Genomic DNA, 23,966 nt, shown 5'->3' with positions numbered 1-23,966 from the left:
ATGCGGGTGGCCCTGACCGGCCACCTTCGCTGCGCCACCCGGGCCGAGGCGGATCGGGTGCGCGCAGGACTCGACGTGCATCTGCGTCTCACCCGGGCCGAGCCGGGCTGCCTCAGCTTCGACGTGACCCCGACCGACGATCCCCTTGTCTGGCAGGTATCGGAGCTCTTTACCGACCGGGCGGCCTTTGAGGCGCATCAGGCCCGTGCCGTAGCATCGGACTGGGCGCGGCTCACCGCCGGGATCGCCCGCGACTATCAGATCACAGAAACCACATGAGCCCCACCTTTCGCGCCGCACTCTGGATGATCGGCTCCATCGGGTCATTCTCCACCATGGCCGTGGCGGGGCGCGAACTCTCGGCGCGGTTCGACACTTTCGAAGTGATGCTCTACCGCAGCGTGATTGGCGTGATCATCGTCCTGTCGCTTGCCGGGGCCACGGGCGCATGGCGGCAGATCAACACCCGGAACTTTGGCCTGCAACTGCTGCGCAACCTTGCCCATTTCACCGGGCAGAACCTGTGGTTCCTCGCCGTGTCGCTAATCCCGCTGGCACAGGTCTTCGCGCTTGAGTTCACCTCGCCCCTCTGGGTCATCGTCCTGTCGATCTTTCTGCTGGGCGAACGGCTGACCGCGACACGGGCGCTGGCCGGGGTTATGGGCTTTATCGGCATCCTAATCGTGGCACGGCCCGATATCGGCAACCTAAACACCGGCATTCTGGCGGCGGCGGGCTGTGCCGTCTTCTTTGCCCTGACCAATGTGCTGACCAAACGGCTGACGCGGACCCAAGGGATCACCACCATCCTCTTCTACCTCACCACGCTGCAACTGCTGTTCGGCCTGATCGCGGCGGGCTACGATGGCGATATCGCCAGCCCCACGGCTGAGACGATGCCCTTTCTGCTACTGGTCGGCGCCTGCGGGCTGCTGGCGCATTACTGCCTGACCAACGCACTCAGCCTTGCCCCCGCGACCGTGGTGGTGCCGATCGATTTTGTCCGCCTTCCGGCCATCGCCGTGGTCGGGATGCTGCTCTATGCCGAAGCGTTGGATGTCTGGGTCTTCGTCGGGGCCGCGATCATCTTTGCTGGCAACTACCTCAACATCTGGTTTGAGACCCGCAAAGCACACCCAAGGTAATGTTTGCGCAGATTTCAACCTGACCCAAGGTCAGTGATTGACGCAAAAGGCAGCAATCCGCTTAGATCGTTTCTAACCTGTGCCGGGGAGGAACCGCACAGAAGTCTTGGGAGGAAAGCAAATGAAAACCTATTTCTTGGCAATTCCGGCACTGTTGGCATCTACGGCAATCGTTCAAGCTGGCGGCATCGATCGGTCGGGCCAATCCATTAACGCCCTGTTTGAAAGCGGGCGCTATGCCGAATTCAGCTTTGGGCATATCGATCCATCCACCAGCGGGACGTCGACAATGGCAGTGCCGCCGCCATCGCTGTCGAATGTAAGCTCCGGCGATATGACCTCAAGCTATCTCCAGTTTGGCGCAGCCTATAAGGCCGACATCAACGACAAGCTGTCCTATGCGATCATCTATGATCAGCCGTTCGGCGCGGATGTCGATTACCCCACGCCCACCGGCTACTATGCACAAGGTGCCCAAGCGGATCTGGAAAGCCACGCGATTACCGGCCTGCTGCGTTATCGCATGAACGAGAACTTCAGCGTTCACGGCGGTCTGCGCGTCCAAACCATCGAAGCGGTCGCAGCTGTGCCCTTCGTCGCCGGCTATACGGTGAACGGCGAGCGTGACACCGGCGTCGGCTATGTTGCGGGTGTCGCCTATGAGCGTCCCGACATCGCCATGCGTGTCGCGCTGACCTATAATTCCAGCATCGACCACGAGGTCGACACGACCGAGTTCGGCGCCGTCATGAGCACGACCGAAATCGAAACCCCGCAGTCGGTGAACCTTGATTTCCAGACCGGCATCGCTGCTGACACATTGCTCTTCGGTGGTATCCGTTGGGTCGATTGGTCCTCCTTCGACATCACGCCGGCCCAGTACCAAGGCGCGACCGGTGGCTCGCTGGTCAGCTACGATGACGACGTTTTCACCTACTCGCTCGGCGTCGGCCGCCGTCTGAACGACAACTGGTCGGTCTCGGCCTCTGTCGGCTATGAGAAGTCTAACGGCGGGTTCGCCTCCAACCTCGGGCCGACCGATGGCAACAAGAGCCTCGCTCTGGCTGCCGTCTATACCCGTGACAACATGAAAATCACCACCGGCGTGCGCTACGTCAACATCGGTGATGCAGAGACGACTTTGAACGGTGTGAATGCCTCGGGCGAGTTCGAAGACAACGATGCTCTGGCCTTTGGTGTGAAAGTGGGCTTCACGTTCTGATCCACACCAGACCCGTCGAGATTACGCCGCCCGAGGTCCTCGGGCGGCGTTTTTTATGCATGCGCATCTTTCGGGTCGTGCCGATCAACGGAACAGCCTAAACCCAAGCCATGATCACACAGAAAACCATCCCCCCGCGCGCTTGGATCGAAATGGGCTGTCTCGCCCTGCTCTGGGGCGCGTCCTTTGTCGCCGTGCGGGTGGCCTTGGATGAGATCGGGCCGCTGACCTCGGTCGCGCATCGGGTGTTCTGGGCGATGCTGGTGCTTTGGGCCGCCGTCGCCACCATGCGCCTGCCACTGCCGCGCGACCCGCGCATCTGGGCGGCCTTCCTGCTGATGGGGCTTTTGAACAATGTGATCCCCTTTTCGCTGATGGCATGGGGGCAGCTGCACATCCCCTCGGGGCTGACCTCGATCCTCAATGCCGCCACCGCGATCTTTGGCGTGCTGGCCGCCGCCATCTTTCTGGCGGATGAGCGGATCACCCCGCGCAAGGCGATTGGCGTCTGCCTTGGCTTCGCGGGTGTCAGTACCGCCATCGGTCTGGAAAATCTCACGAATTTCGACCTCGGCAGCCTTGCACAACTGGCCGTGCTGGGCGGTGCGATGTCCTATGCCATGGCCGGGGTCTGCGCGCGCAAACTGCTGCCGGGCCAGCCGCCGCAACTGGCCGCCGCCGGGATGCTCACCGGCGCCACGCTGATCATGCTGCCGCTGGCATGGGTGGCGGAGGGACCGCTGACGCTCAAGCTCGCCCCCGCCACGCTCGTCGCCATCGCCTATTACGCGCTGGCCGCGACGGCGCTGGCCTATCTGCTCTATTACCGCGTGCTTGGCATGGCGGGCAGCAGCAACCTGATGTTGGTGACACTCCTGGTCGCCCCCGTGGCGATCCTGCTGGGCGCATGGCTGCGTGATGAGACCCTGCGCCCCGCCGCCTATGGGGGTTTCGCCCTTCTCGCACTCGGGCTTCTGGTGCTCGATGGCCGCATCTGGCGTCTGGTCAAACACTGGGGTAGTCAGGGGAAACGAAGCACTTAACCTTGGTGATACATGCTCTACCCCACGGCTGACGATTGGCGCGCGGCGCCGCGGCGCAAAGTTCTGATCTTCGGCATGTCGGGCTTGGGCAAGACCCATCTCTCCAGCCTGCTGCGCGCCAGCGGGGATTGGTTTCACTACTCCATCGACTACCGCATCGGCACCCGCTACTTGGGCGAACTCATCGCCGACAACGCCAAGGCCGAGGCGATGAAAGTGCCCTTCCTGCGCGATCTGCTGCTGAGCGATAGCATCTACATCGGATCGAACATCACCTTCGACAACCTGTCACCGGTGGCCACTTGGCTCGGCAAACCCGGCGATCCGGCGCGTGGCGGTCTGCCGATGGATGAATACGCCAAACGCCAAGAAGCCTTCCGCCGGGCCGAGATCAACGCCCTGCAAGACACCGCCTATTTCGCCACCCGCGCCGAAGCGCTCTATGGCTATCCGCATTTCATCTGCGACACCGGTGGCTCGATCTGCGAATGGGTCGACCCCGAAGACCCGAACGACCCGCTCTTGCGGCAATTGGCCGACGAATGCCTGCTGGTCTGGATCAAGGGCGACGAGGCCCATACCGAGGAACTCATCCGCCGCTTTGACAAAGCCCCCAAGCCGATGGCCTATCAGCCCGAATTCCTCGCCCGGGCATGGGCCGATTATCTGGCCGAAAAGAACATTACAGAGGACGCGGTGAACCCCGACGACTTCATCCGCTGGACCTATGCCGCCGCCCTGTCGCACCGCCAACCCCGCTATGAGGCGATGTCGAAATGGGGTGTCACCATCACCCCCGCCGATATCGACGCGCTGAAAGCTCCCGAAGACTTTACCGACCTCATCGCCCGCCACCTGCCCGCGGGCGGTTGAACCCGCCCCGCCCAAGATTATCTGACTGCACTGGCCACCCCTGAAAGACCTGTCTCATGCCCATCAAGATCCCCTCCCGCCTGCCTGCCTTCGACGTTCTGCGCAACGAAGGGGTCATGGTGCTGGACGAGGAACTGGCCTCGCGGCAAGACATCCGCCCCCTGCGCATCGCTCTGCTGAACCTGATGCCCAAGAAAATCCAGACAGAGAACCAGTTTGCCCGGCTGATCGGTGCCACGCCCTTGCAGATTGAACTGAGCCTCATCCGCATGTCCGACCACCGGACCCGCAACACCGCCGCCGAACATATGGAAAGCTTCTATCGCCCCTTTGAGGAGATGAAGGCCGAAAAGTTCGACGGGCTGATCATCACCGGCGCACCGATCGAACATCTCGACTTTGACGAGGTGACCTATTGGGACGAGCTGCGCGAGGTGATGGAATGGACCCAGACCAACATCCACTCCACCTTTGGCGTCTGCTGGGGCGGCATGGCGATGATCAACCACTTCCACGGCGTCAAGAAACACATGCTGAGCGCAAAGGCTTTCGGCTGTTTCCGGCACCGAAACCTCGCGCCCGCCTCGCCCTATCTGCGCGGCTTTTCGGATGATTGCACCGTGCCCGTCTCCCGCTGGACCGAGATGCGCCAAGATGAGGTTGACGCCCATCCCGGCCTGACCACGCTTTTGGGCAGTGATGAGGTTGGCCCCTGTCTGATCGAAGACCCTGAGCATCGCGCGCTCTATGTCTTTAACCATTTTGAATACGACCGCGACACGCTCAAGCAAGAGTATGACCGCGATGTCGAGAATGGCGTGCCGATCAACGTGCCCTGCAACTACTACCCCGAGGATGACCCCGCGCGCACGCCGGTGAACCGCTGGCGCAGCCACGCGCATTTGCTTTATGGCAATTGGATCAACGAGATATACCAAACCACCCCCTTCAACATGAATGAGATTGGCCATTAAACTGCTGCTTGCCCTCCTCCTCGGGCTGGCGCTGCTCACCGCGCTCGTCCAATGGCGCGCCGCGCGGCATGAGGCGCGGGCCGAGGCAAGCCATCCGCCCGAAGGTGAGATCATCACGGTGGATGGCCTGCCGTTCCATGCCAAGATCATCGGCAGCGGGCCGGATCTGGTGTTGATCCACGGGGCCAGCGGCAACCTGCGCGATTTCACTTTGGGCTTCGCTGAGCGGCTGAGCGACCGCTATCGCGTCATTATGTTCGACCGTCCCGGCATGGGCTATACCGCCCGCCTTCCCGGCGCGCGCGGGCCTTGGAACCCGCGCGGCGAGTCACCGCAGGAACAGGCCGCACTCTTGCAGAAAGCAGCGGATCACCTGGGCGTCGAAAACCCCATCGTGCTGGGCCATTCCTTTGGCGGGGCCGTGGCGCTGGCTTGGGGGCTGCAACGCCCCGATGAGACCGCAGCGCTGGTGCTGGTCTCTGCCGTGTCGGAGCCTTGGCCCGGCGGTCTCGGCTGGCTCTATAACGTCAGCGCCTCACGGCTTGGCGGTGCGCTCTTTATCCCCGCCGTCACCGCCTTTGTGCCTGACAGCGTGGTGCAAAGCAGCATCGCGGCGATCTTTGCCCCACAGCAAGCGCCCAAAGGCTATGCCGATCACATCGGCACGGATCTCACCCTGCGCCGCAGCGCCAGCCGCGCCAATGCGCAACAGGTCCATCAACTCCGCCCGCATGTGGTTGAAATGGCAGCGCAATATGACCGCCTGACCATGCCGGTCGAGATCATTCACGGCGATGCCGATACCATTGTCCCCATGCATATCCATGCCGAGGAACTGATCAAAGACATCCCCAACGGCGCCCTGACGCGCCTGCCCGGCATGGGCCATATGCCCCATCACGCCGACCCGCAGGCAGTGGTCGATGCCATCGACCGCGCCGCCGCCCGTGCCGGTTTGCGTAAAGCGCCTTAACATCCCATATTGAAACAAGAACAACCCGCAAGGAGCGCCCATGGACCTGCCCTTTGACGGCGCGATCAGCGCCTTTTACGAAAACGACGCCCCCGAGGACATCCGCCAAGCGATCCAGCGGGCCGACAAGGACGATATCCTTTCGCCCAGCTACCCGCATGACGAACGTCTGTCACGCAAGACCTATGAGCGCGACTATGACCGGTTGCAGATCGAGATGGTCAAACTGCAATCATGGGTGCGCGAAACCGGGCAGCGGGTGGTCATGGTTTTCGAGGGCCGCGACGCCGCTGGCAAGGGCGGCACAATCCGCCGTATGCGCGAGAACCTCAGCCCCCGTTCCGCCCGTGTGGTGGCCCTGTCGAAACCCACCGAAACCGAGCAGGGAGAGTGGTATTTTCAGCGCTATATCAAACACCTGCCCACGGCGGGCGAGATGGTTTTCTATGACCGCTCTTGGTACAATCGCGGGGTGGTGGAAAAGGTCTTTGACTTTTGCACCCCCGAACAACGCGCGCATTTCTTTGAACAGGTCACCCCATTCGAGCAGATGCTCGTCGAAGACGGCATTCACCTGATTAAGTTCTGGCTCAACGTGGGCCGGGCCGAGCAGTTGCGCCGCATGTTGTCGCGCGAATCCGATCCGTTGAAACAGTGGAAACTCAGCCCCATCGACGTCAAAGGTCTCGCGAAATGGGAGGAGTATTCCGCCGCCATCGCCGAGACACTGCTGCGCAGCCACACGGATGAAACCCCGTGGACGGTGATCCGCTCTGACGACAAGCGCCGCGCCCGTCTGACCGCAATGCGCCACCTGCTACACCGTTTCGACTATCCTCAGAAAGACGCCAAGGCGATCGGCAAGATCGACGATGAAATCTGCGGCGGGCCGGACATCTGGGATGCCTAAGCGCGGTTACCATCACGGCAACCTGCGCCAAGCGCTGATCGACGCGGCGCTTGAGTTAATCGAGCAGCGCGGCCCCACGGGTTTCACCCTTTCCGAGGCGGCCAAACGCGCGGGCGTCACCCCGGCGGCGGTCTATCGCCATTTTGAGGGCCGCGAAGACCTCATCGCCGAGGCGGCGCATCAAGGCTATGATATCTTTGCCGATTTGATGGAATTCGCCTATCAATCCGGCCAGCCCTCGGCGCTCAAAGCATTTGAGGCGACGGGCCGCGCCTATCTTGCCTTCGCCCGCAAACATCCCGGCCATTACATCGCGATGTTCGAATCCGGCATCTCGGTCAACCGTACGCCGGAACTGGCCCATGCTGCCAACCGCGCCAATGCGGTGCTGGAACGCGCGGCCACAGACCTCAGCCAACATATCCCGGCAGACAAACGCCCACCCGCCTCGATGTTCTCGGCCCATATCTGGGCGATGAGCCACGGGGTGGTCGAGCTTTTCGCCCGCAACTCGCCCGGTCGCGCCTCGCCCTTCCCGCCCGATGACCTGCTGGAAACCGGGATCGGGATTTATCTGCGCGGGCTGGGGTTGGTCAGCCCGGACGAGTGAAGGCGGCGGCCCTTAGGCCGCCACTTTCATGTCCTGCAAAACATCCGCCGCAATCTCGAACGAGCGCAGGCGCGCTGAGTGGTCGTGAATCTGCCCGGTCAGGATCAACTCATCGGGGCGATGCTGCGCGATCAGCGTCTCCAATTGGCGTTTCACCGTCTCAGGGCTGCCCACGGCAGAGACGCGCAATGCGTGGTCGACCCCTTGGCGCAGGCCCGCGCCGATCTCGGCATCGATGTCGCGCACCGGGGCTGGAAGCTTGCCGGGGCGGCCAGTACGCAGACGGGCGAAAGCCTGCTGCATGGTGGTCCGCAGATAGGCGCCCTCCTCATCCGTGTCGGCGGCAAAGACGTTCACTGCCAGCATGAAACGCGGGTCGGGGCAGGCTTCGGACGGTTTGAAATCCCGGCGATAGATCGCCGTGGCCTCTTCCAAGGCATCCGGCGCGAAATGCGAGGCAAAGGCATAGGGCAGCCCAAAATGCGCCGCCAATTGCGCACCATAGAGCGAGGAGCCGAGGATCCAGATCGGCACATGCGTCCCCTCTCCCGGATGTGCGCGCACCGGTGCGCGGGGATCGGGCGCGCCCAGATAGGCCATCAACTCGGCCACGTCATCGGGGAATTGATCGCCCGCGCTCATGCCCCGGCGCATGGCGCGCATCACCGCCTGATCCCCGCCCGGCGCGCGGCCAAGCCCCAGATCGATCCGGTCGCCATGAATCGCCGCCAGCGTGCCGAACTGTTCGGCAATGGCCAAGGGCGCATGGTTGGGCAACATCACTCCGCCTGCGCCGACGCGAATCTTTTTCGTGTGATCCGCCACATGCCCGAGCAGAACCGAGGTCGCCGCCGAGGCGATGCCGGGCATGTTGTGATGCTCCGCCATCCAAAACCGGTGATAGCCCTTGGCCTCGGCCAGTTGCGCCAGAGCGACGGAATTGGCGATGGCGGTGGTGGTGTCCGACCCTTCGGGCACGGGCGCAAGATCAAGAACTGAATACTGCATGACTGTCTCCTGTGTTGGGGCTGATATAGGCAGGCACAGCCCCGCCCGGAACCACGTCGCCCCAGAAAAACCAACGGCTTGGCCGAAATTTCCGTCGATCACAATGTTATGTTCTAACGCATGCCAGATATGCGCAATCGGACCTTGCCGCCCCCCGGTGAGCGCCCTATCCGAGGGGCCTTCACAACCTGACCTCGCCAGTCGCAGACAAGCTATGGTCCAAAACTAGGCAAATGCCATGAATATCAAACATCTTATCGGGTTCGGCCTCACCGCCGGGCTGCTCTCCTCTGCTGCCTATGCGCAGGAAAACGTCACCACCGGTTTCGACCCGGTCATCGAAGACCGCAGCATGACTTCCATGGTTGGCTGGACCGCCGGCGTCTCTGCCGCGACACGGTTCAACACGTCGGATGATTTCGATCACCTCGAGAACGAAGTCGAAGGTTTTGTCGAGCTGACCTACGGCGGCTTCCACACCGGGCTGAGCGCGACATCGCTTTACCAAGACCCCACCGATGACGTCGAATTCGAAGCGAACCTCGGCTACGGCGCGGACTTCGGTCAGGGCCTGAGCTGGGACCTGACCTATGGCTACATCTGGCTGAACGATTCCAAAGACCACAGCGAAGAGATCACCGCGACGCTGGGCTTCCCCATCGGGCGTGACGCCTCGGGCGCATTCGCCGTGATCATCGACCCCGACAATGGCGAAAGCGATCAGGAAGTCGCGTTTGAAGCGCCCCTGTCCGAGCGTTGGACCGCCGTTGGCCTCATCGGCAACAGCGACCGCGACGACAACATCTATGCCGAAGTCGGTGCCGTTTATGACTTCGGTGACGGCGTCAGCTTTGAAGCGCTTTACGAAGACACCAACGATGGTGACGGCGTGCTGGGCTTCACCGTGAGCTACGAAATCGGCGGCTAAGCCGTTTCGGGATCAATCGCGATCCGGACCTAAGGCCGCTGCGGGAGACCGCGGCGGCTTTTTTCATGTCCCGCGGCCAACCCTGCCCACCGCAACGAAAAAGGGCCACCCCGGAGGGCAGCCCTTTCGCAAAATATGATCGGTAAGCTTAACGCTTGGAGAACTGGAAGCTCCGGCGCGCTTTGGCCTTACCGTATTTCTTACGCTCGACGACGCGGCTGTCGCGGGTCAGGAAGCCTGCCGCTTTCAGCGCACCGCGCAGGGAGGGATCGTAGAGCTGCAGGGCTTTGGAGATGCCGTGCTTGACCGCGCCCGCTTGACCGGACAGACCGCCACCTTTGACAGTCGCGATCACGTCGAACTGGCCTTCGGTGTTGGTGATGCCGAACGGCTGCGCGAGGATCAGCTGCTGCACGGGGCGCGCGAAGTATTCGTTCTGCGGCTTGCCGTTCACGATGACCTTGCCGGAACCGGGCTTGATCCAAACGCGGGCGACCGCGTCTTTACGCTTGCCGGTGGCATAGGCGCGGCCCAGTTCGTCACGAACCGGCTCACGGGGGGTCACTTCGGTCTCGGTGCCTTGCACGCCGCCGATGTTGTCGGTCACAGCTGCTTCGAGACCGTCGAGGGATTTGATTTCGTCAGCCATGCTCATGCACTCCGCGTGTTTTTCTTGTTCAAGGACTTAACATCCAGAACTTCGGGGCTCTGCGCCTCATGGGGGTGTTCGCTACCTGCATAGACGCGCAGGTTGGTCATGATCTGGCGGCTCAGGCGGTTGCCGGGCAGCATGCGCTTGACCGCTTGGGTCACAACACGCTCAGGATGCGCGCCTTCGAGGATCTGTGCCTTGGTCCGCGATTTGATGCCACCGGGGTGGCCGGTGTGCCAGTAGAAGTGCTCTTCGCGCTTCTTGCCGGTCATCTGCACCTTGTCGGCGTTGATGACGATCACGTTGTCGCCGCAATCCATATGCGGCGTGAAGGACGGCTTGTGTTTGCCGCGCAGGCGCATGGCAACGATCGAGGCGAGACGGCCCAGCACGACGCCTTCGGCGTCGATGATGATCCATTTCTTGTCGATATCTGCCGGTGTCGCAGAAAAGGTTTTCATGGATGAATTCCCGTTTGAGGTTGGTCGGAACGAGGAATCCCCGCCCGGTGTCTGATGGAGGCGTTATAAACACCTGCATCGCCGGGTCAAGCGCAGCAATCCCTGATTTTATCAGCCAAAACAATGCGTTGTGATTTAGGTATAATAATACCCCATATTTCTACACGCTGATCTGCTCGGGTGGATTGTCCAAAAGGCAGCGCAGCCGCTGCATCGCCGCCTCGAAGGACCGCAGGGAGACATGGGCGTTCACCGCGATGCGCACCGCATGGGGTGCGCGGCCATCGCGCAGGGCAAATTCATCGGCCGAGCGGATCTGCACGCCCTGCGCCTCTGCCGCGCGGCAGAACCCGGCGGCCCGCCACCCCGGCGGCAGTTGCAGCCAGAGGAAGGGCACATCGCGCGACCATTCCAAGGCATGGCCGCCCAGATGGTTCACCGCCACTTCGACATATTCCGCCAGTCTTTCGCGAATATCCGCGCAGATCGCCTTGAGCCGCGGGTCGGTCAGGAGGATCCGCGTCGCCTCGGCCAAGGGCCGGGCAAGGCCGAAATACCCGTATTCCGCCACCCGCCGCAGATCCGCCGAGCGCCCCGCCGGGGCCAGTGCAAAGCCGACGCGCAGGGCGGGCGTCAATTCCTTTGAGATCGAAGAGACATGCCAGACATGCTCGGGCCAAAGCGAGCGGTAGCTCGGCGCGCGGGCGTGGCCCATGCGGTAGCAATCATCCTCCAAAATCTCCAACCCATGTCGTTTGGCGACTTCCAACAGCGCACGCCGCCGTTCAAGGCTGGTGTGGCTGCCCGTGGGGTTATGCACCTCCGGCGTCGTGCAAAAGACCTGCGCCCCGCTGTCGCGCGCGGCCTTGTCCAGCGCCTCTGGCAGCACGCCCTCTGCATCCATCGCCACCCCGACCACCTCGGCGCGCAGCACTTCCGCCGCGCGGCGAAACCCGGCGTAGGAGAGGTCTTCGACCAGCATCACCGGCTTCGGCCCTGAAAGGATCGCTTGCAGTACCAATACAATTCCACTCTGCCCGCCATGCGACAGCACGACGTCACGCTCGCTCAGCGGCCCGAGGGCGAGATGCGACAGCCAGTCGACCACCGCTTGCCGCACCGGGGCATAGGCGTCGCGGGTGGGATAGTTCATCAGGTCTTCGCCCGGCACATCCGCCACCTGCCGCAGGGCGCTGCGGATCAGCGCCACCTGCCCCATGTCCGGCAGGCGCGGGCTGAAGAGGCTGACCGCATCCGTATCGGCAACCTCCAACTCTTTGATCCAACTATCTTGTTCGCGATTCCAGACATCTTCGCGGATGGCCGCCTGCGGCGGGGCGACAAAGGTGCCACGGCCCACCTCAGCCTCTAGCAGCCCCTCATCGGTGAGGATGGTATAGGCCCGCGCCACGGTGCCGGGGGTAATCCCCAATTGCCACGCCAGTTCCCGCACCGGCGGCAATTTATCCCCCACCGCCAGAGCGCCGGAGTTGATCCCCTGCCGGATGGTCAGCGCGACGAGTTTGTACTTCGGCCCCTGCCCCTCGGCCAATGTCGGTTGCCAAATTGTACCCATTACAATATTCCTGTGGTCAAATTGTATCGCGCTTTGTACCGTTGTATCTGTAGACATTCTACACTTTGTGTCAATACAATTTCAAGGAGTTCCCCCATGACACAGGCACGCCCCCTTACCGCTGATGCAATGACATTGATGACATACCGCGCCCTGCCGGTCCCTGCGGTGATTGCGCTGCGCTTTGCGGCGGTCGTGACCACATGGGCGGCCCGCCGACGCACCCGGATCGCGCTTGCCGCGCTTGAACCGTGGGAGCTTGAAGATGCGGGACTGACACCGGAACAAGCCTCGGCCGAGGCTTCCCGCGTGTTCTGGCAGGCGTAGCTTCCCTGTGGCGACTGCCAGACCTCTTCCTCGGGCCGGGTTTTCCCGGCCCTTTTTTGTGGCCTCTGAGAATTCCTCGGCCCGGAATCAAGCCGCAGGCGCCGGGCCATCGCCTGCCCGTCCCGGCGGGCTGGCGCTGGCCCTAAACTCTGCCCCTCACCCCATCGACGCTGGCGGAATCGCATAGGTCAGCCCGGCCCGCGCGACCGGCTTGTCCGACCCTTCGGAATAGATCAACACATCCGTCACCGACAGCTGCCGCCCCAGCTTCAGCAGCTTGGCATGAGCCACCAGCGGCACATCCGCCAGCGGTTTGCGCATGAAATCAATCGAGCAATTCGTCGTCACCGCCAGCGCCTTGGGCCCGATCATCGCCAGCGTCACCAGATAGGCCGAGACATCCGCCAGCGCGAACATCGATGGGCCTGAAACAGTCCCTCCGGGCCGCAGATGGCGGCGGCTGGTCAACAGGCGCATGGTGATCTCGTTCTCGGCCACATGATCCACGGCGAAATCATCCGCCACCTGATCGAACACCTCCCGCATGAAGGCCTCCAACGCCTCCGCATCCATCACCACGGCCATACTTGTCCTCCCTGCTGTCCTCGGCGTAACGTTGGCGCGATCAACCGGGGAGGGCAAGGTGGCAATTCTTGACGTTACGGCACGCGGGCCGGTGACCCATCTGCGCATGAACGCGCCCGAGCGACTGAACGCGCTGTCGGATGAAATGCTGGCAGCCCTGCACGGCAAGCTCGACCAACTTGCCAAAGACCGCACCACGCGGGTCATCGTCCTGTCCGGCGCTGGCAAAGCCTTTTGCGCGGGACACGACCTGCGCCAGATGACCGCGATGCGCCAAGCCGAAGACGGGGGTGCGGCGGCCTTCAAAGACCTCTTTGACCGCTGCGCCGCCCTGATGGCCCGCATCCAAAGCCTGCCTCAGCCCGTCATCGCCCAAGTCCACGGCATCGCCACCGCCGCTGGCTGCCAGCTTGTCGCCACCTGCGATTTGGCCATCGCCGCGGATGACTGCCGCTTTGGCGTCAACGGCGTGAACATCGGCCTCTTCTGCTCGACCCCAATGGTCGCCCTGACCCGCAACATCCCGCGCAAACAGGCGTTCGAGATGCTCACCACCGGAGAGTTCATCTCCGCGCACCGCGCTGCTGAACTGGGCCTGATCAACCGCGCCGTGCCGGGGGACCAACTGACCCAAGAAACCGAGGCACTGGCCGAGAAGATCGCCGCCAAACTCGGCACCGCCGTCGCCCATGGCAAAGGCGCCTTCTACCAACAGATGCAGATGCCCAGCTCACAAGCCTACGCCTTCACCGGCGAGGTCATGGTCCGCAACATGCTCGAGGCGGAAACACGCGAGGGCATCGACGCCTTCTTGGAAAAACGCCGCCCCGATTGGCCCCAATGATTGTTTCCAAAACCGCCAGCCTTTGTTGCCACGCGGGGGCTGGCAAATCTGGCGAAATCACGGCATAGTTATGTTAGGGCATAGAAACCCTGATGATTTTGGGTCGCCGCAGGCGGAAGGTCCCTCCGGGTCAGCCTCTCACTGACCGACCATTCCCGCCGCGGCGACCCCAAAACCATTCCTCTCCCGCAGCCTCATCGCCCCTTCTTGCCTGTTGCGTGCGGCGCTGCCCTGCCCTACATCGCCCCCCATGACAGATACATTGCACATCATCGGCGGCGGCATGGCCGGATCAGAGGCGGCTTGGCAAGCGGCGAACGCGGGCGTGAAGGTCGTGATCCACGAAATGCGCCCCAAAGTCGAAACTTTCGCCCACCAAACCGGGCTTCTGGGCGAGATGGTCTGCTCCAACTCCTTCCGCTCGGATGATGACGAACAGAACGCCGTCGGCCTGCTGCATTGGGAAATGCGTGCCGCCAACGGGCTGATCATGGCCTGCGCCGACAAGAACCGCCTGCCCGCAGGCGGCGCATTGGCGGTAGACCGCGACCCCTTCGCGCAGAGCGTCACCGACACGCTGCTCGCCCACCCCAATATCACCGTGGAATATGGCGAGATCACCGAACTGCCGCGCGAGGGCAAATGGATCATCGCCACTGGTCCGCTGACCTCGGGCAAGCTCGCCGAAGCCATCGCGGCTGAAACTGGCGCTGAGGCGCTGGCCTTTTTCGACGCCATCGCGCCCATCGTCTATTTCGACAGCATCGACATGTCCAAAGCTTGGATGCAGTCGCGCTATGACAAGGGCGAGACCGAGGAAGAGCGCACCGCCTACCTCAACTGCCCGATGGACAAGGAGCAGTACGAAGATTTTATCGACGCGCTTTTGGACGCCGAAAAGACCGAGTTCCGCGAGGGCGAAACCGCGGGCTATTTCGACGGCTGCCTGCCCATCGAAGTGATGGCCGAACGGGGCCGCGAAACCCTGCGCCACGGCCCGATGAAACCCGTGGGGCTGACCAATCCGCACCAGCCCGAGGTCAAGGCCCATGCCGTGGTGCAATTGCGCCGCGACAACAAACTGGGCACGCTTTACAATATCGTCGGCTTCCAGACCAAGATGAAGTACGGCGCGCAAACAGATGTTTTCAAACGCATTCCGGGGCTGGAAAACGCGCGCTTCGCCCGTTTGGGCGGCATCCACCGGAACTCCTTCATCAACTCGCCGACACTGCTCGACGACCAGATGCGCCTGCGCAGCCGCGACAATATCCGCTTTGCGGGTCAGATCACCGGTGTCGAAGGCTATGTGGAAAGCGCCGCCATGGGCCTGCTGGCGGGCCGCATGGCCGCCGCTGAAATCAAGGGCGGCAGCCTGCCCACCCCGCCCGACAGCACCGCCATGGGCGCGCTGATCACCCATATCACGGGCGGGGCCGAGGCAAAGACCTTCCAACCGATGAACGTGAACTTCGGCCTCTTCCCTCCCGTCGAAGGGCTAAAATCGGGCCGCCGTGGCCGCAAGGACCGCTACAAAGCCTATACGGACCGCGCCAAGGCCGATTGGCAAACATGGCTTAATCAAGGTTAACGCGGCGGGGGTTAACACTGGATCCTCCCGCCCATCCCCCATATCCTAGGGGCATGACACAGCATTTTTTTGACAAGGCCTATGCGGCGCGGGACACCAATGTGATCCGCAGCCTCTATGACGAATGGGCAAGCAGCTATGACGAGGACATCAAGGCGCAGGGCTATGCCACGCCCGACCGTGCCGCTGCCACGCTCGCAGAATTCCTCGACGACAAAGAGCAGCCGATCTTCGACATCGGCTGCGGCACCGGGCTGTCCGGCGCGGCGCTGAAACAGGCGGGTTTCACCACCATCGACGGCGGCGATGTTTCCGCCGCCATGCTGGAGCAAGCGCGCAAGAAAGACATATACCGCAACCTATTAGAACTCGAAGTTGACGCGCCACTTCCCTTTGCGCCCGGGGCTTATGCGGCGATCAGCGCCATCGGTGTGATCGGCCCCGGTGCGGCCCCCATCAGCCTCTTCGATACGCTGATGCATGGGTTAGAAAAGGGCGGTAAGCTCCTATTTTCACTTAATGAAAAGGCGCTGGAAGATCGCGGTGCTTTAGGCATGATCCACGAATGGACCGATTGCGGCGCGGCGATCCTTCTCTTTGCCGAGGAAGGGCCGCACCTGCCCGGGATCGACATGAAGTCTACCGTCTATCTGATTGAAAAGAATTGACTCTTACCACCAGGTTCGCGCCATCCCCGACCGGACCACTGCACCTCGGCCACGCCTATTCCGCACTCTTGGCCCATGATCTGGCAACGGCGGCAGGGGGCGATTTTCTGCTGCGGATCGAAGACATAGACCAATCCCGCGCGCGTGCGCATTGGGAGGCGCAAATCTACGAAGACCTCGCATGGCTGGGCATCGACTGGCCGCAACCCGTCATGCGGCAATCGGATCGAATGGCAGCCTATCAAGCCGCCCTAGATGTCCTCTGGTCGCGCGGCCTGCTCTATGCCTGCACCTGCAACCGCCGCGATATTGCCGCTGCCACCAGCGCGCCGCAAGAGGGGGCAGAACCCGTCTACGGCCCCGATGGCCTCATCTACCCCGGCACCTGCCGCGCAGCAGGCCACCCCAAGAGCTCCGGCGCGCTGCGCCTTGATATGCGTAAGGCACTGGAAACCCTTGGCAATACCAAGCTAAGCTTCACCGAAAACGGCCAGGGGCCGAATGCCAAAACTGGGAAGATCACCCTCTCCCCTGATGAGTTGATCGGCACGGTCGGGGATGTGGTCTTGGCCCGCCGCGGCATGGGCACGTCCTATCACCTTTCGGTCGTGCTCGACGACGCCGCGCAGGGGGTGACGCTGGTCCCGCGCGGGGCCGATTTGTTTGAAGCAACCTATATTCATGTGGTGCTACAGGCATTGCTCGATCTGCCCACGCCGCTGTATCACCACCACCGGCTGATCCGCGATGACAGCGGCAAACGACTGGCCAAACGTGATGACGCCCGCGCCATCGCACTCTATCGCGAGAACGGCGCCACGCCCGGCGAAATTCGTAAAATCGTCGGGCTTTAGCGCACGTTCTTAATCCATCGGCTTCATCAGTTCGACTTCTTCACCGTCCTGAATGCCGGTGTAAAAGCAACTCCGCCGCCCGGTATGACAAGCCGGCCCGGTCTGATCCACCATCACCAACAGGCAATCCCGGTCACAATCGACGCGCATCTCGACCAGCTTTTGCACATTGCCGCTGGTTTCGCCCTTCACCCAGAACGCCTGCCGCGAACGGCTCCAATAGGTGACCTTGCCGGTCTCGAGGCTGCGCGCGATGCTCTCAGCATTCATCCACGCCAGCATGAGCACCTCATGGGTCTCGGCGTCCTGCGCGATGGCCGGGATCAACCCCGCTTCGTTGAACTGAAGGCTTGCAGGATCAAATGTCATCGGGCACCTCGTGGAAATATTTGCATCTGTCTCTGCGGCGCTTATGTAGGGTTTCAGCACGAAAAGGAACAGCCCATGTCTGATGAGACGGACCTCATCAAGCTCTACTCCGCGCGCATTCTCGCGCTCGCGGCCGAGATCCCCCACTTGGGCCGCATGGAGGCCCCGCAGGCCAGCGTGAAACGCCGCTCGCCGCTCTGCGGCTCCACCGTGACGGTCGATGTGCGGGTTGAGAATGGGCATCTGGCCGAGATGAAGCAGGACGTGAAAGCCTGCGCTCTGGGGCAAGCCGCCGCCGCCGTGGTAGGCGATGCCGCCCCCGGCAGATCGCTTGCGCAGATCACAACCGCACGCGATCAACTGCGCGCCATGCTTAAAGGCGAAGGCCCGGTGCCGGATGCCCCTTTCGACGGTTTCGAGGTGCTGACCCCCGCCACCGCCTATAAAAACCGCCATGCCTCCATCATGCTCAGCATCGAAGCATTGACGGAGGCGATGCAAGAGGCCGAGGCACCTGCCGAAGCGGGCGAACGCTGATCGCGGCCAACCTCAGCCTGCCTTCCCCCCTGAAAAGCTAAAAAAACGCCGCACATCCTGCGAAGGATGGCGGCGTCAGTCGGCATGCCTCATGTGGGACCCACTTTGCCGAAACCCGACGCGGACAGGCAAGTCGGAGCATCAAATTGGGACGGATGCAGCGGCAAAGCGGCATGAGAGCCTTGGCAGAACTCAGATAAAGGCGGGCAGATGCAGACCCACCACCAGCATCACGATCAAAGCGGCGGCCCCTGCTGCATCTTGCAGCAATGTGGCCTGTGATCTGACAGCGATAGATTTCAGGGCAGTGTAAGTCATCATCAATACCTCCTTATCTGTGTTGCTTCTTTGTTCTCATTTCTTCACCCGCAAGTAAAGAACTTTTTGAGAACATCCGCGAACATAATGAGGTTTCGCTCTCTAACCCACTGTTATCAAACGGATCGCCTCATCCTGCCGCATGAGCCACAAAAGCAGTCTCACAGCCTTGCCGCGCGGCCCTTCGAGGCTCGGGTCATCGACCAGAAGCTTGCGGGCATCCGATTGCGCCACCGCCATCAGGCCCGCCTGACGCTCCAAATCCGCCACGCGGAAACGCGGCACGCCGGACTGCGCCGTGCCAATCAGATCCCCCGTGCCGCGCATCTTCAGGTCGGTTTCGGCGATGACAAACCCGTCCTCGGATTCGCGCAGCACCTCAAGCCGCTGGCGGCCCGTCTCACTCAGCGGCGCTTGATACATCAAAAGGCAGGTCGAGGCGCCTGAGCCCCGCCCGACGCGACCCCGCAACTGGTGCAGCTGCGCGAGGCCGAAAATTTCGGCCCGTTCGACCACCATGATCGTGGCATTGGGCACGTCGACGCCCACTTCGATCACCGTTGTGGCCACCAGCACCTTGGTCTCCCCCGCTTGGAAGGCGCGCATGGCGGCGTCCTTCTCGGCGGGCGGCATTTGGCCGTGGACCAGCCCGACGACGCCCTCGCCCAGGGCGGCGCGCAGGCGTTTGAAACGGTCCTCCGCCGCCGTGAGATCACTGACCTCGCTTTCCTCGACCAGCGGACACACCCAGTAGCATTGCCGCCCCTCGCTGATCGCATGGCGCATCCGGTCGATGACCTCATCCATCCGTGAGGTCGAGACGAGCGCTGTGCGAATGGGCTGCCGCCCGGGGGGCTTTTCATCCAAAATCGAGACATCCATATCGCCGTATTGCGCCAGCGCCAGACTGCGCGGAATCGGCGTAGCGGTCATCACAAGCACATCGGCAAGCTTCCCCTTACGGCCCAGTTCCAGTCGCTGCCGCACGCCGAAACGGTGCTGTTCGTCAACCACGGCGAGGCGCAGATCGGCAAAGCTGACATCCGCCTGAAAGACCGCGTGGGTGCCGACGAGGATCTGGATATCGCCGCGTTCCAGCGCCGCGAGCTTGGCCCGACGCTCGCCCCCCTTGTCGCGCCCGGTGAGCAGTTCCAGCACAACGCCCGCCTGCTCCGCCAGCGGTTGAAGCCCCATAAGGTGCTGACGGGCAAGGATTTCCGTCGGCGCCATCAGCACCGCTTGTCCCCCCGCCTCAACCGCGCGCAAGAGCGCCATGAAAGCCACCAGCGTCTTGCCCGCCCCCACATCGCCCTGCAACAGCCGGTTCATCCGGGTCTCGCGGCCCATGTCGGCGGTGATCTCTTCGATCGCGCGCTGCTGCGCGCCGGTGGGGCGATAGGGCAAGGAGGACAGCACCCTTTGTTGCAGCCGCCCGTCGCCCCGATTTGCCCGCCCCATCTTGCCCCGCTCATTCTGTCGCGCCAGCGCCAAGGTCACCTGATGGGCGAAAAGCTCGTCATAGGCCAACCGCTCGCGCGCGGGCGCGGTGGCGGTTAGGTCTTCGGCCTTCTGCGGATCATGCGCGGCCTCTGCAGCGGCGGCGAAATCGGGCCAGCCGGCCTGCGCCACCTGCCACGGATCGGCCCATTCGGCGACCACGGGGAGCCGTTTCAACGCGCCGCGGGTGGCCTTGTACATCAGCTTTTGTGTCAACCCGGAGGTCAGCGGGTAAACCGGCTCAAAATCGGGAATGCTGCTGGCCTGATCCTCCGGCACCGCGAAATCGGGGTGGGCCATCTGCGCCATCCCATCGAAAAACTCCACCCGGCCCGAGACGATGCGACGGCTGCCTTCGGGCAATTGGCGCTGCCAGTAATCGCCCCGCGCGTGGAAATAGACCAGTTGAAAACTGGTCTGCGCGTCCTCAACCATGATGCGATAGGCGCCCCCCTTGTTGCGGGCCGGGCGATGCGCGCCGATCGTGACCGCGACGGTCAATGTCGCGGGCAGATGCGCCTCCTTCACGCTGTCGCGCAGACGGCGGTCGATGCCGGAATGCGGCAGGGTAAAAATCAGATCGCGCGGCGCTTGTATGCCCAATTGCCCCAGCAATTGCGCGGTCTTAGGCCCCACCCCTTCGAGCGTTTCCAGCCCGGCGAAAAGCGGGAAAAGCTGTTCCGGTCTGCCGCTCATTGGCCGTCGATCAGGGCCAGCCAGCCGTCTTCATCCAAGGTCTCGATCCCCAGTTCGGCGGCCTTTTTGGCCTTGGACCCCGCCCCCGGCCCCGCGACCAGAATGTCGGTCTTGCCGCTGACCGAGCCCGAAACCTTGGCCCCTAAACGCTCCGCCCGGGCCTTGGCCTCGGCACGGCTCATCTTCTCCAAGGTGCCAGTGAAGACGACCGTCTTGCCCGCAACGGGGCTGCCTTCGGTGTCGGGCCGCTCGGCAGGAATCACGCTCAGATGCGCCACCAATCGGTCGATGGAGGCGCGCTCCGCCTCTTGCGCGAAGGCCGAGACGAGCGAGCCTGCCATGACGCTGCCCACCCCATCGACGCCGATCAGATCGTCCCACGCCGGGCCGTCCAGCCCGCGGGCCTCGGCCATGGCGGCCTCGAAACTCTGCCAATCGCCGTAGTGGAGCGCGATCAGGTTCGACGCCGCCTCGCCCACATGGCGGATCCCTAGGGCAAAGATCAGCCGAGCCATCGGGATTTCACGGCGATCTTCAATGGCTTGGAACAGGTTTTCTGCCGATTTCGGCCCCCAGCCTTCGCGGTTCTTCAACTGCTGTACGCCGCTGCCGTAACGCTCTTTCAGGGTGAAAATATCCGCAGGCTCTGCGATCCAGCCGTCGTGGTAGAACTGTTCGACCTGTTTGGCCCCCAGACCGTCGATGTCAAAGGCTTTGCGGCTGACGAAATGGATCAGCTTTTCAACGGCTTGGGCCGGACAGATCAGCCCGCCCGTGCAGCGGCGCACCGCATCGCCCGGCTCGCGGATCGCATCCGATCCGCATTCCGGGCAGGTGGTCGGAAAGACGAAAGGCGCCGCATCCTCGGGGCGTTTCGACAGGTCAACATCGGCCACTTTGGGGATCACATCGCCCGCGCGGTAAATCTGCACCCAGTCACCAACGCGCACATCCTTGCCACCGCGGATTTCGGCGCCCTTGCTGTCGAGCCCTTTGATGTAATCCTCATTGTGCAGCGTGGCGTTGGAGACGACGACACCGCCCACCGTCACCGGCTGCAACCGCGCCACGGGGGACAATGCGCCGGTGCGGCCGACCTGAATGTCGATACTTTCAAGCCGGGTCCATGCCAGTTCGGCGGCGAATTTATGTGCCACGGCCCAACGTGGGGTGGTCGAGCGAAAGCCGAGCCGGTCCTGCAGGGCAAGGTCATCGACCTTGTAGACCACGCCGTCGATATCATAGCCAAGCGTGGCGCGCTGCGCCTCGATCGTCTCATAATGGGCGACCATATCGCCCGGCCCCTCGCAAAGCGCGGTCAAAGGGTTGGTCGAGAACCCCAGTTCCGCCAAACGGTCGATGGCGCTTTTCTGAGTGTCGGCCAAGGGGGCCGAAAGCGCGCCCCAAGCATAGGCGAAGAACCGCAAAGGCCGCACGCGGGTGATTTCGGGGTCCAATTGGCGCAGCGATCCGGCAGCGGCATTGCGCGGGTTGGCGAAAGTCTTGCCGCCCCTTTCCGCCTGCCGCGCGTTCAGGGCCGCGAAATCGGCGTGGCTCATATAGACCTCGCCGCGCACCTCCAGCAGATCGGGCGCGTTCTTGAGCTCTTGCGGGATGTCTTTGATCGTGCGAGCGTTCGCGGTGACATTCTCACCCACAGCACCATCGCCGCGCGTGGCGGCTTGGACCAGCACGCCGTTCTCGTAGCGCAGAGAAAGCGACAGCCCGTCGATCTTAGGCTCGGCCGTATAGGCCAGCGGCGCATCGGCGCCGAGGCCGAGGTATTTGCGGATTCGTGCGTCGAATTCGGTGACTTCTTCGGCGTCGAAAGCATTGGCGAGCGAGAGCATCGGCACCGCATGGCGTATCTTCCCAAAACCTTCGGCGACCGGCGCGCCGACCTGTTCGGAGGGGCTATCGGCGCGCTTGAGGTCCGGGAAACGCGCTTCGATCTCGGCATTGCGGCGCTTGAGCGCGTCATATTCCGCATCGGAAATTTCCGGTTCATCTTCCGTATGATAGGCGGTGTTCGCCGTGCTCAACACATCGGCCAGCCGGGCCAATTCCGTCTCTGCCTGCGCTTTGGTCAGCGCTTCAACCTCGATCTGGGATGTCACGATCTGCCCCCGATATTGTCATCTGTCGCTTAGATAGGTGGCGATCAGGGGCAGGTCTAGCGATTTCAGGGCGAATGATTTCGAGCCCGAGCCGAGGGGGATCAGGCGCTGGCGGCCAAATCCATCTCGACCGGATCAGGATCGCGCAGCACATAGCCGCGGCCCCAGACCGTCTCGATATAGCTCTCCCCGCCGGTGGCTTGGCTCAGCTTTTTGCGAAGTTTGCAAATGAATACATCGATAATCTTCAACTCAGGCTCATCCATGCCGCCATAGAGGTGGTTGAGAAACATTTCCTTGGTCAGGGTCGTGCCCTTCCGCAGACTCAGGAGTTCGAGCATCTGATATTCCTTGCCGGTCAGATGCACGGGGGCATCGTTCACGCTGACGGTCTTGGCATCAAGGTTCACCGCCACTTGGCCCGTCTTGATGATGGATTGCGAATGCCCCTTGGACCGCCGAATGATGGCATGGATCCGGGCCACCAGTTCCTCCCGATGAAAGGGTTTCGTCAAATAATCGTCGGCGCCGAAGCCGAAGCCCCTCAGCTTATTTTCCGTATCGTCGGAGCCCGAGAGGATCAGGATCGGCGTCTCGATCCGGGCGAGCCGCAACTGGCGCAGCACGTCATGGCCGTTCATATCCGGCAGATCGAGGTCGAGCAGGATCAAATCATAATCGTAAAGCTTGGCCAGATCGATTCCCTCTTCGCCCAGGTCGGTGGCGTAGACGTTGAGATTCGCATGGGTCAGCATCAGTTCGATACTGCGAGAGGTCGTTGGGTCGTCTTCAACTAACAATACACGCATTTCGGTTACTCCGGCTCATCTTGGACGATGGGCTCACCCTGAGCGAAAAAGGTTAACTACCCGTTACCGATACTCGACAGGATAGATTAACAACTTAAAGTTGTCTATATTTTTTCAAGGCCGTGGCTTTCAGCGCCGCCTCCCCATGTTCGGTAACCGCATGTAACCACTCCATAAATTCCTCATCACTGATACTGTAACGCTCCAGCGCTTCGGATTGGGTGATCAGCCCATAGACCACCCCCCGCACCACCGCCGCCTTGCGCGAGGCCACCCACCTGCGGGTATCGGCGCTTGGCAAATCAGCGCGTGACATCACGCTCCCGTCAGCGAGGGTAACAGACCGTGGCCCATCGACTTTTTTCAGGTACATCGCATC

Annotated in this window: 27 protein-coding genes; 16 read left to right on the top strand and 11 right to left on the bottom strand. The window is 62.3% G+C overall.

Annotated features, from left to right (window positions below):
• The 9 genes from ACGYK9_RS00575 to ACGYK9_RS00535 all read left to right on the top strand — a co-directional run bounded on the left by ACGYK9_RS00575 (position 1) and on the right by ACGYK9_RS00535 (position 7,750).
• Positions 1 to 279, top strand: a complete 279-nt coding sequence (locus ACGYK9_RS00575) for a putative quinol monooxygenase (protein WP_394407548.1) — start codon at positions 1 to 3, stop codon at positions 277 to 279.
• Positions 276 to 1,145 (top strand): DMT family transporter, encoded by an 870-nt coding sequence (locus tag ACGYK9_RS00570; RefSeq protein ID WP_394407546.1) that lies wholly within the window; start codon positions 276 to 278, stop codon positions 1,143 to 1,145. Before ACGYK9_RS00575 ends, ACGYK9_RS00570 begins: the two co-directional genes overlap by 4 nt.
• A gap of 121 nt (positions 1,146 to 1,266) precedes the next feature.
• Entirely contained in the window at positions 1,267 to 2,367 is a 1,101-nt protein-coding gene (locus tag ACGYK9_RS00565; protein WP_394407544.1) for an OmpP1/FadL family transporter, read from the top strand.
• 110 nt (positions 2,368 to 2,477) lie between these two features.
• Positions 2,478 to 3,410 carry a DMT family transporter gene (locus tag ACGYK9_RS00560; protein WP_394407542.1) on the top strand — a complete coding sequence of 311 codons (933 nt, stop codon included), beginning with the start codon at positions 2,478 to 2,480 and terminating at the stop codon, positions 3,408 to 3,410.
• 12 nt (positions 3,411 to 3,422) lie between these two features.
• On the top strand, positions 3,423 to 4,283 hold the full coding sequence (locus ACGYK9_RS00555) for an ATPase (protein ID WP_394407540.1): 861 nt from the start codon (positions 3,423 to 3,425) through the stop codon (positions 4,281 to 4,283).
• A gap of 56 nt (positions 4,284 to 4,339) precedes the next feature.
• Positions 4,340 to 5,257 (top strand): homoserine O-succinyltransferase, encoded by a 918-nt coding sequence (gene metA / locus ACGYK9_RS00550; protein ID WP_394407538.1) that lies wholly within the window; start codon positions 4,340 to 4,342, stop codon positions 5,255 to 5,257.
• Positions 5,241 to 6,230 (top strand): alpha/beta fold hydrolase, encoded by a 990-nt coding sequence (locus ACGYK9_RS00545; protein ID WP_394407536.1) that lies wholly within the window; start codon positions 5,241 to 5,243, stop codon positions 6,228 to 6,230. The genes metA and ACGYK9_RS00545 overlap by 17 nt, the downstream gene beginning before the upstream one ends.
• Positions 6,231 to 6,270: 40 nt before the next feature.
• A complete protein-coding gene (gene ppk2 / locus ACGYK9_RS00540) occupies positions 6,271 to 7,140 on the top strand; it encodes a polyphosphate kinase 2 (RefSeq protein ID WP_394407534.1) in 870 nt (289 codons plus the stop codon).
• Positions 7,133 to 7,750, top strand: coding sequence for a TetR/AcrR family transcriptional regulator (locus ACGYK9_RS00535; protein ID WP_067266873.1), 618 nt, complete (start codon positions 7,133 to 7,135; stop codon positions 7,748 to 7,750). The genes ppk2 and ACGYK9_RS00535 overlap by 8 nt, the downstream gene beginning before the upstream one ends.
• Before the next feature lie 12 nt (positions 7,751 to 7,762).
• Here the strand turns inward: ACGYK9_RS00535 and ACGYK9_RS00530 are convergent, their stop codons facing one another.
• Positions 7,763 to 8,758 (bottom strand): LLM class flavin-dependent oxidoreductase, encoded by a 996-nt coding sequence (locus tag ACGYK9_RS00530; protein WP_394407532.1) that lies wholly within the window; start codon positions 8,756 to 8,758, stop codon positions 7,763 to 7,765.
• A 238-nt stretch (positions 8,759 to 8,996) separates the two neighbouring features.
• Here ACGYK9_RS00530 and ACGYK9_RS00525 point away from each other — a divergent pair, with 238 nt between their 5' ends.
• Positions 8,997 to 9,686: a hypothetical protein gene (locus tag ACGYK9_RS00525; RefSeq protein ID WP_394407530.1), complete on the top strand. Its 690-nt coding sequence runs from the start codon at positions 8,997 to 8,999 to the stop codon at positions 9,684 to 9,686.
• Between the two features lie 148 nt (positions 9,687 to 9,834).
• Here ACGYK9_RS00525 and rpsI read toward each other — a convergent pair whose 3' ends face one another.
• The 3 genes from rpsI to ACGYK9_RS00510 form a co-directional block, all read right to left on the bottom strand.
• The gene (gene rpsI / locus ACGYK9_RS00520) at positions 9,835 to 10,335 is read right to left on the bottom strand and encodes a 30S ribosomal protein S9 (RefSeq protein ID WP_067266905.1); all 501 of its coding nucleotides are present in this window, start codon (positions 10,333 to 10,335) and stop codon (positions 9,835 to 9,837) included.
• 2 nt (positions 10,336 to 10,337) lie between these two features.
• Positions 10,338 to 10,799, bottom strand: coding sequence for a 50S ribosomal protein L13 (gene rplM / locus ACGYK9_RS00515; protein WP_067266879.1), 462 nt, complete (start codon positions 10,797 to 10,799; stop codon positions 10,338 to 10,340).
• 160 nt (positions 10,800 to 10,959) lie between these two features.
• Positions 10,960 to 12,375, bottom strand: coding sequence for a PLP-dependent aminotransferase family protein (locus ACGYK9_RS00510; RefSeq protein ID WP_394407528.1), 1,416 nt, complete (start codon positions 12,373 to 12,375; stop codon positions 10,960 to 10,962).
• A 96-nt stretch (positions 12,376 to 12,471) separates the two neighbouring features.
• Here ACGYK9_RS00510 and ACGYK9_RS00505 point away from each other — a divergent pair, with 96 nt between their 5' ends.
• Positions 12,472 to 12,702: a DUF1127 domain-containing protein gene (locus ACGYK9_RS00505; protein WP_067266882.1), complete on the top strand. Its 231-nt coding sequence runs from the start codon at positions 12,472 to 12,474 to the stop codon at positions 12,700 to 12,702.
• A 156-nt stretch (positions 12,703 to 12,858) separates the two neighbouring features.
• On the opposite strand, the gene ACGYK9_RS00500 is transcribed toward ACGYK9_RS00505, so the two are convergent.
• A complete protein-coding gene (locus tag ACGYK9_RS00500) occupies positions 12,859 to 13,287 on the bottom strand; it encodes a PaaI family thioesterase (RefSeq protein ID WP_209218884.1) in 429 nt (142 codons plus the stop codon).
• 58 nt (positions 13,288 to 13,345) lie between these two features.
• Between ACGYK9_RS00500 and ACGYK9_RS00495 the strand changes: the two genes are divergently transcribed.
• From ACGYK9_RS00495 to gluQRS, 4 genes are all read left to right on the top strand, one after another.
• Complete coding sequence (locus tag ACGYK9_RS00495) at positions 13,346 to 14,131, top strand: enoyl-CoA hydratase (protein WP_394407526.1); 786 nt, start codon at positions 13,346 to 13,348, stop codon at positions 14,129 to 14,131.
• Between the two features lie 250 nt (positions 14,132 to 14,381).
• Positions 14,382 to 15,722: a methylenetetrahydrofolate--tRNA-(uracil(54)-C(5))-methyltransferase (FADH(2)-oxidizing) TrmFO gene (gene trmFO / locus ACGYK9_RS00490; RefSeq protein ID WP_394407524.1), complete on the top strand. Its 1,341-nt coding sequence runs from the start codon at positions 14,382 to 14,384 to the stop codon at positions 15,720 to 15,722.
• Between the two features lie 53 nt (positions 15,723 to 15,775).
• Positions 15,776 to 16,390, top strand: coding sequence for a class I SAM-dependent DNA methyltransferase (locus tag ACGYK9_RS00485; RefSeq protein ID WP_394407522.1), 615 nt, complete (start codon positions 15,776 to 15,778; stop codon positions 16,388 to 16,390).
• A complete protein-coding gene (gene gluQRS, locus ACGYK9_RS00480; protein ID WP_394407520.1) occupies positions 16,387 to 17,244 on the top strand; it encodes a tRNA glutamyl-Q(34) synthetase GluQRS in 858 nt (285 codons plus the stop codon). The genes ACGYK9_RS00485 and gluQRS overlap by 4 nt, the downstream gene beginning before the upstream one ends.
• A 9-nt stretch (positions 17,245 to 17,253) precedes the next feature.
• Here gluQRS and hisI read toward each other — a convergent pair whose 3' ends face one another.
• Positions 17,254 to 17,613, bottom strand: a complete 360-nt coding sequence (gene hisI / locus ACGYK9_RS00475; protein WP_209218889.1) for a phosphoribosyl-AMP cyclohydrolase — start codon at positions 17,611 to 17,613, stop codon at positions 17,254 to 17,256.
• A 75-nt stretch (positions 17,614 to 17,688) separates the two neighbouring features.
• Here hisI and ACGYK9_RS00470 point away from each other — a divergent pair, with 75 nt between their 5' ends.
• Positions 17,689 to 18,150, top strand: a complete 462-nt coding sequence (locus ACGYK9_RS00470; RefSeq protein ID WP_394407517.1) for an iron-sulfur cluster assembly scaffold protein — start codon at positions 17,689 to 17,691, stop codon at positions 18,148 to 18,150.
• Between the two features lie 192 nt (positions 18,151 to 18,342).
• Here ACGYK9_RS00470 and ACGYK9_RS00465 read toward each other — a convergent pair whose 3' ends face one another.
• The 5 genes from ACGYK9_RS00465 to ACGYK9_RS00445 all read right to left on the bottom strand — a co-directional run bounded on the left by ACGYK9_RS00465 (position 18,343) and on the right by ACGYK9_RS00445 (position 23,960).
• Positions 18,343 to 18,471 carry a hypothetical protein gene (locus ACGYK9_RS00465; RefSeq protein ID WP_269451604.1) on the bottom strand — a complete coding sequence of 43 codons (129 nt, stop codon included), beginning with the start codon at positions 18,469 to 18,471 and terminating at the stop codon, positions 18,343 to 18,345.
• A 99-nt stretch (positions 18,472 to 18,570) separates the two neighbouring features.
• Positions 18,571 to 20,661 carry an ATP-dependent DNA helicase RecG gene (gene recG, locus ACGYK9_RS00460; RefSeq protein ID WP_394407515.1) on the bottom strand — a complete coding sequence of 697 codons (2,091 nt, stop codon included), beginning with the start codon at positions 20,659 to 20,661 and terminating at the stop codon, positions 18,571 to 18,573.
• Positions 20,658 to 22,778 carry an NAD-dependent DNA ligase LigA gene (ligA, locus tag ACGYK9_RS00455; protein WP_394407513.1) on the bottom strand — a complete coding sequence of 707 codons (2,121 nt, stop codon included), beginning with the start codon at positions 22,776 to 22,778 and terminating at the stop codon, positions 20,658 to 20,660. The genes recG and ligA overlap by 4 nt, the downstream gene beginning before the upstream one ends.
• A gap of 101 nt (positions 22,779 to 22,879) precedes the next feature.
• Positions 22,880 to 23,587: a response regulator transcription factor CtrA gene (gene ctrA / locus ACGYK9_RS00450; RefSeq protein ID WP_271687449.1), complete on the bottom strand. Its 708-nt coding sequence runs from the start codon at positions 23,585 to 23,587 to the stop codon at positions 22,880 to 22,882.
• Between the two features lie 94 nt (positions 23,588 to 23,681).
• On the bottom strand, positions 23,682 to 23,960 hold the full coding sequence (locus tag ACGYK9_RS00445; protein WP_394408926.1) for a DUF1153 domain-containing protein: 279 nt from the start codon (positions 23,958 to 23,960) through the stop codon (positions 23,682 to 23,684).
• Between the last annotated feature and the right edge of the window lie 6 nt (positions 23,961 to 23,966).

Origin of the sequence: Sulfitobacter sp. 1A15258, assembly GCF_043557045.1 — a bacterium.
Lineage (GTDB): Bacteria > Pseudomonadota > Alphaproteobacteria > Rhodobacterales > Rhodobacteraceae > Sulfitobacter > Sulfitobacter faviae.
This window is presented reverse-complemented; position numbering and strand designations above follow the sequence as displayed.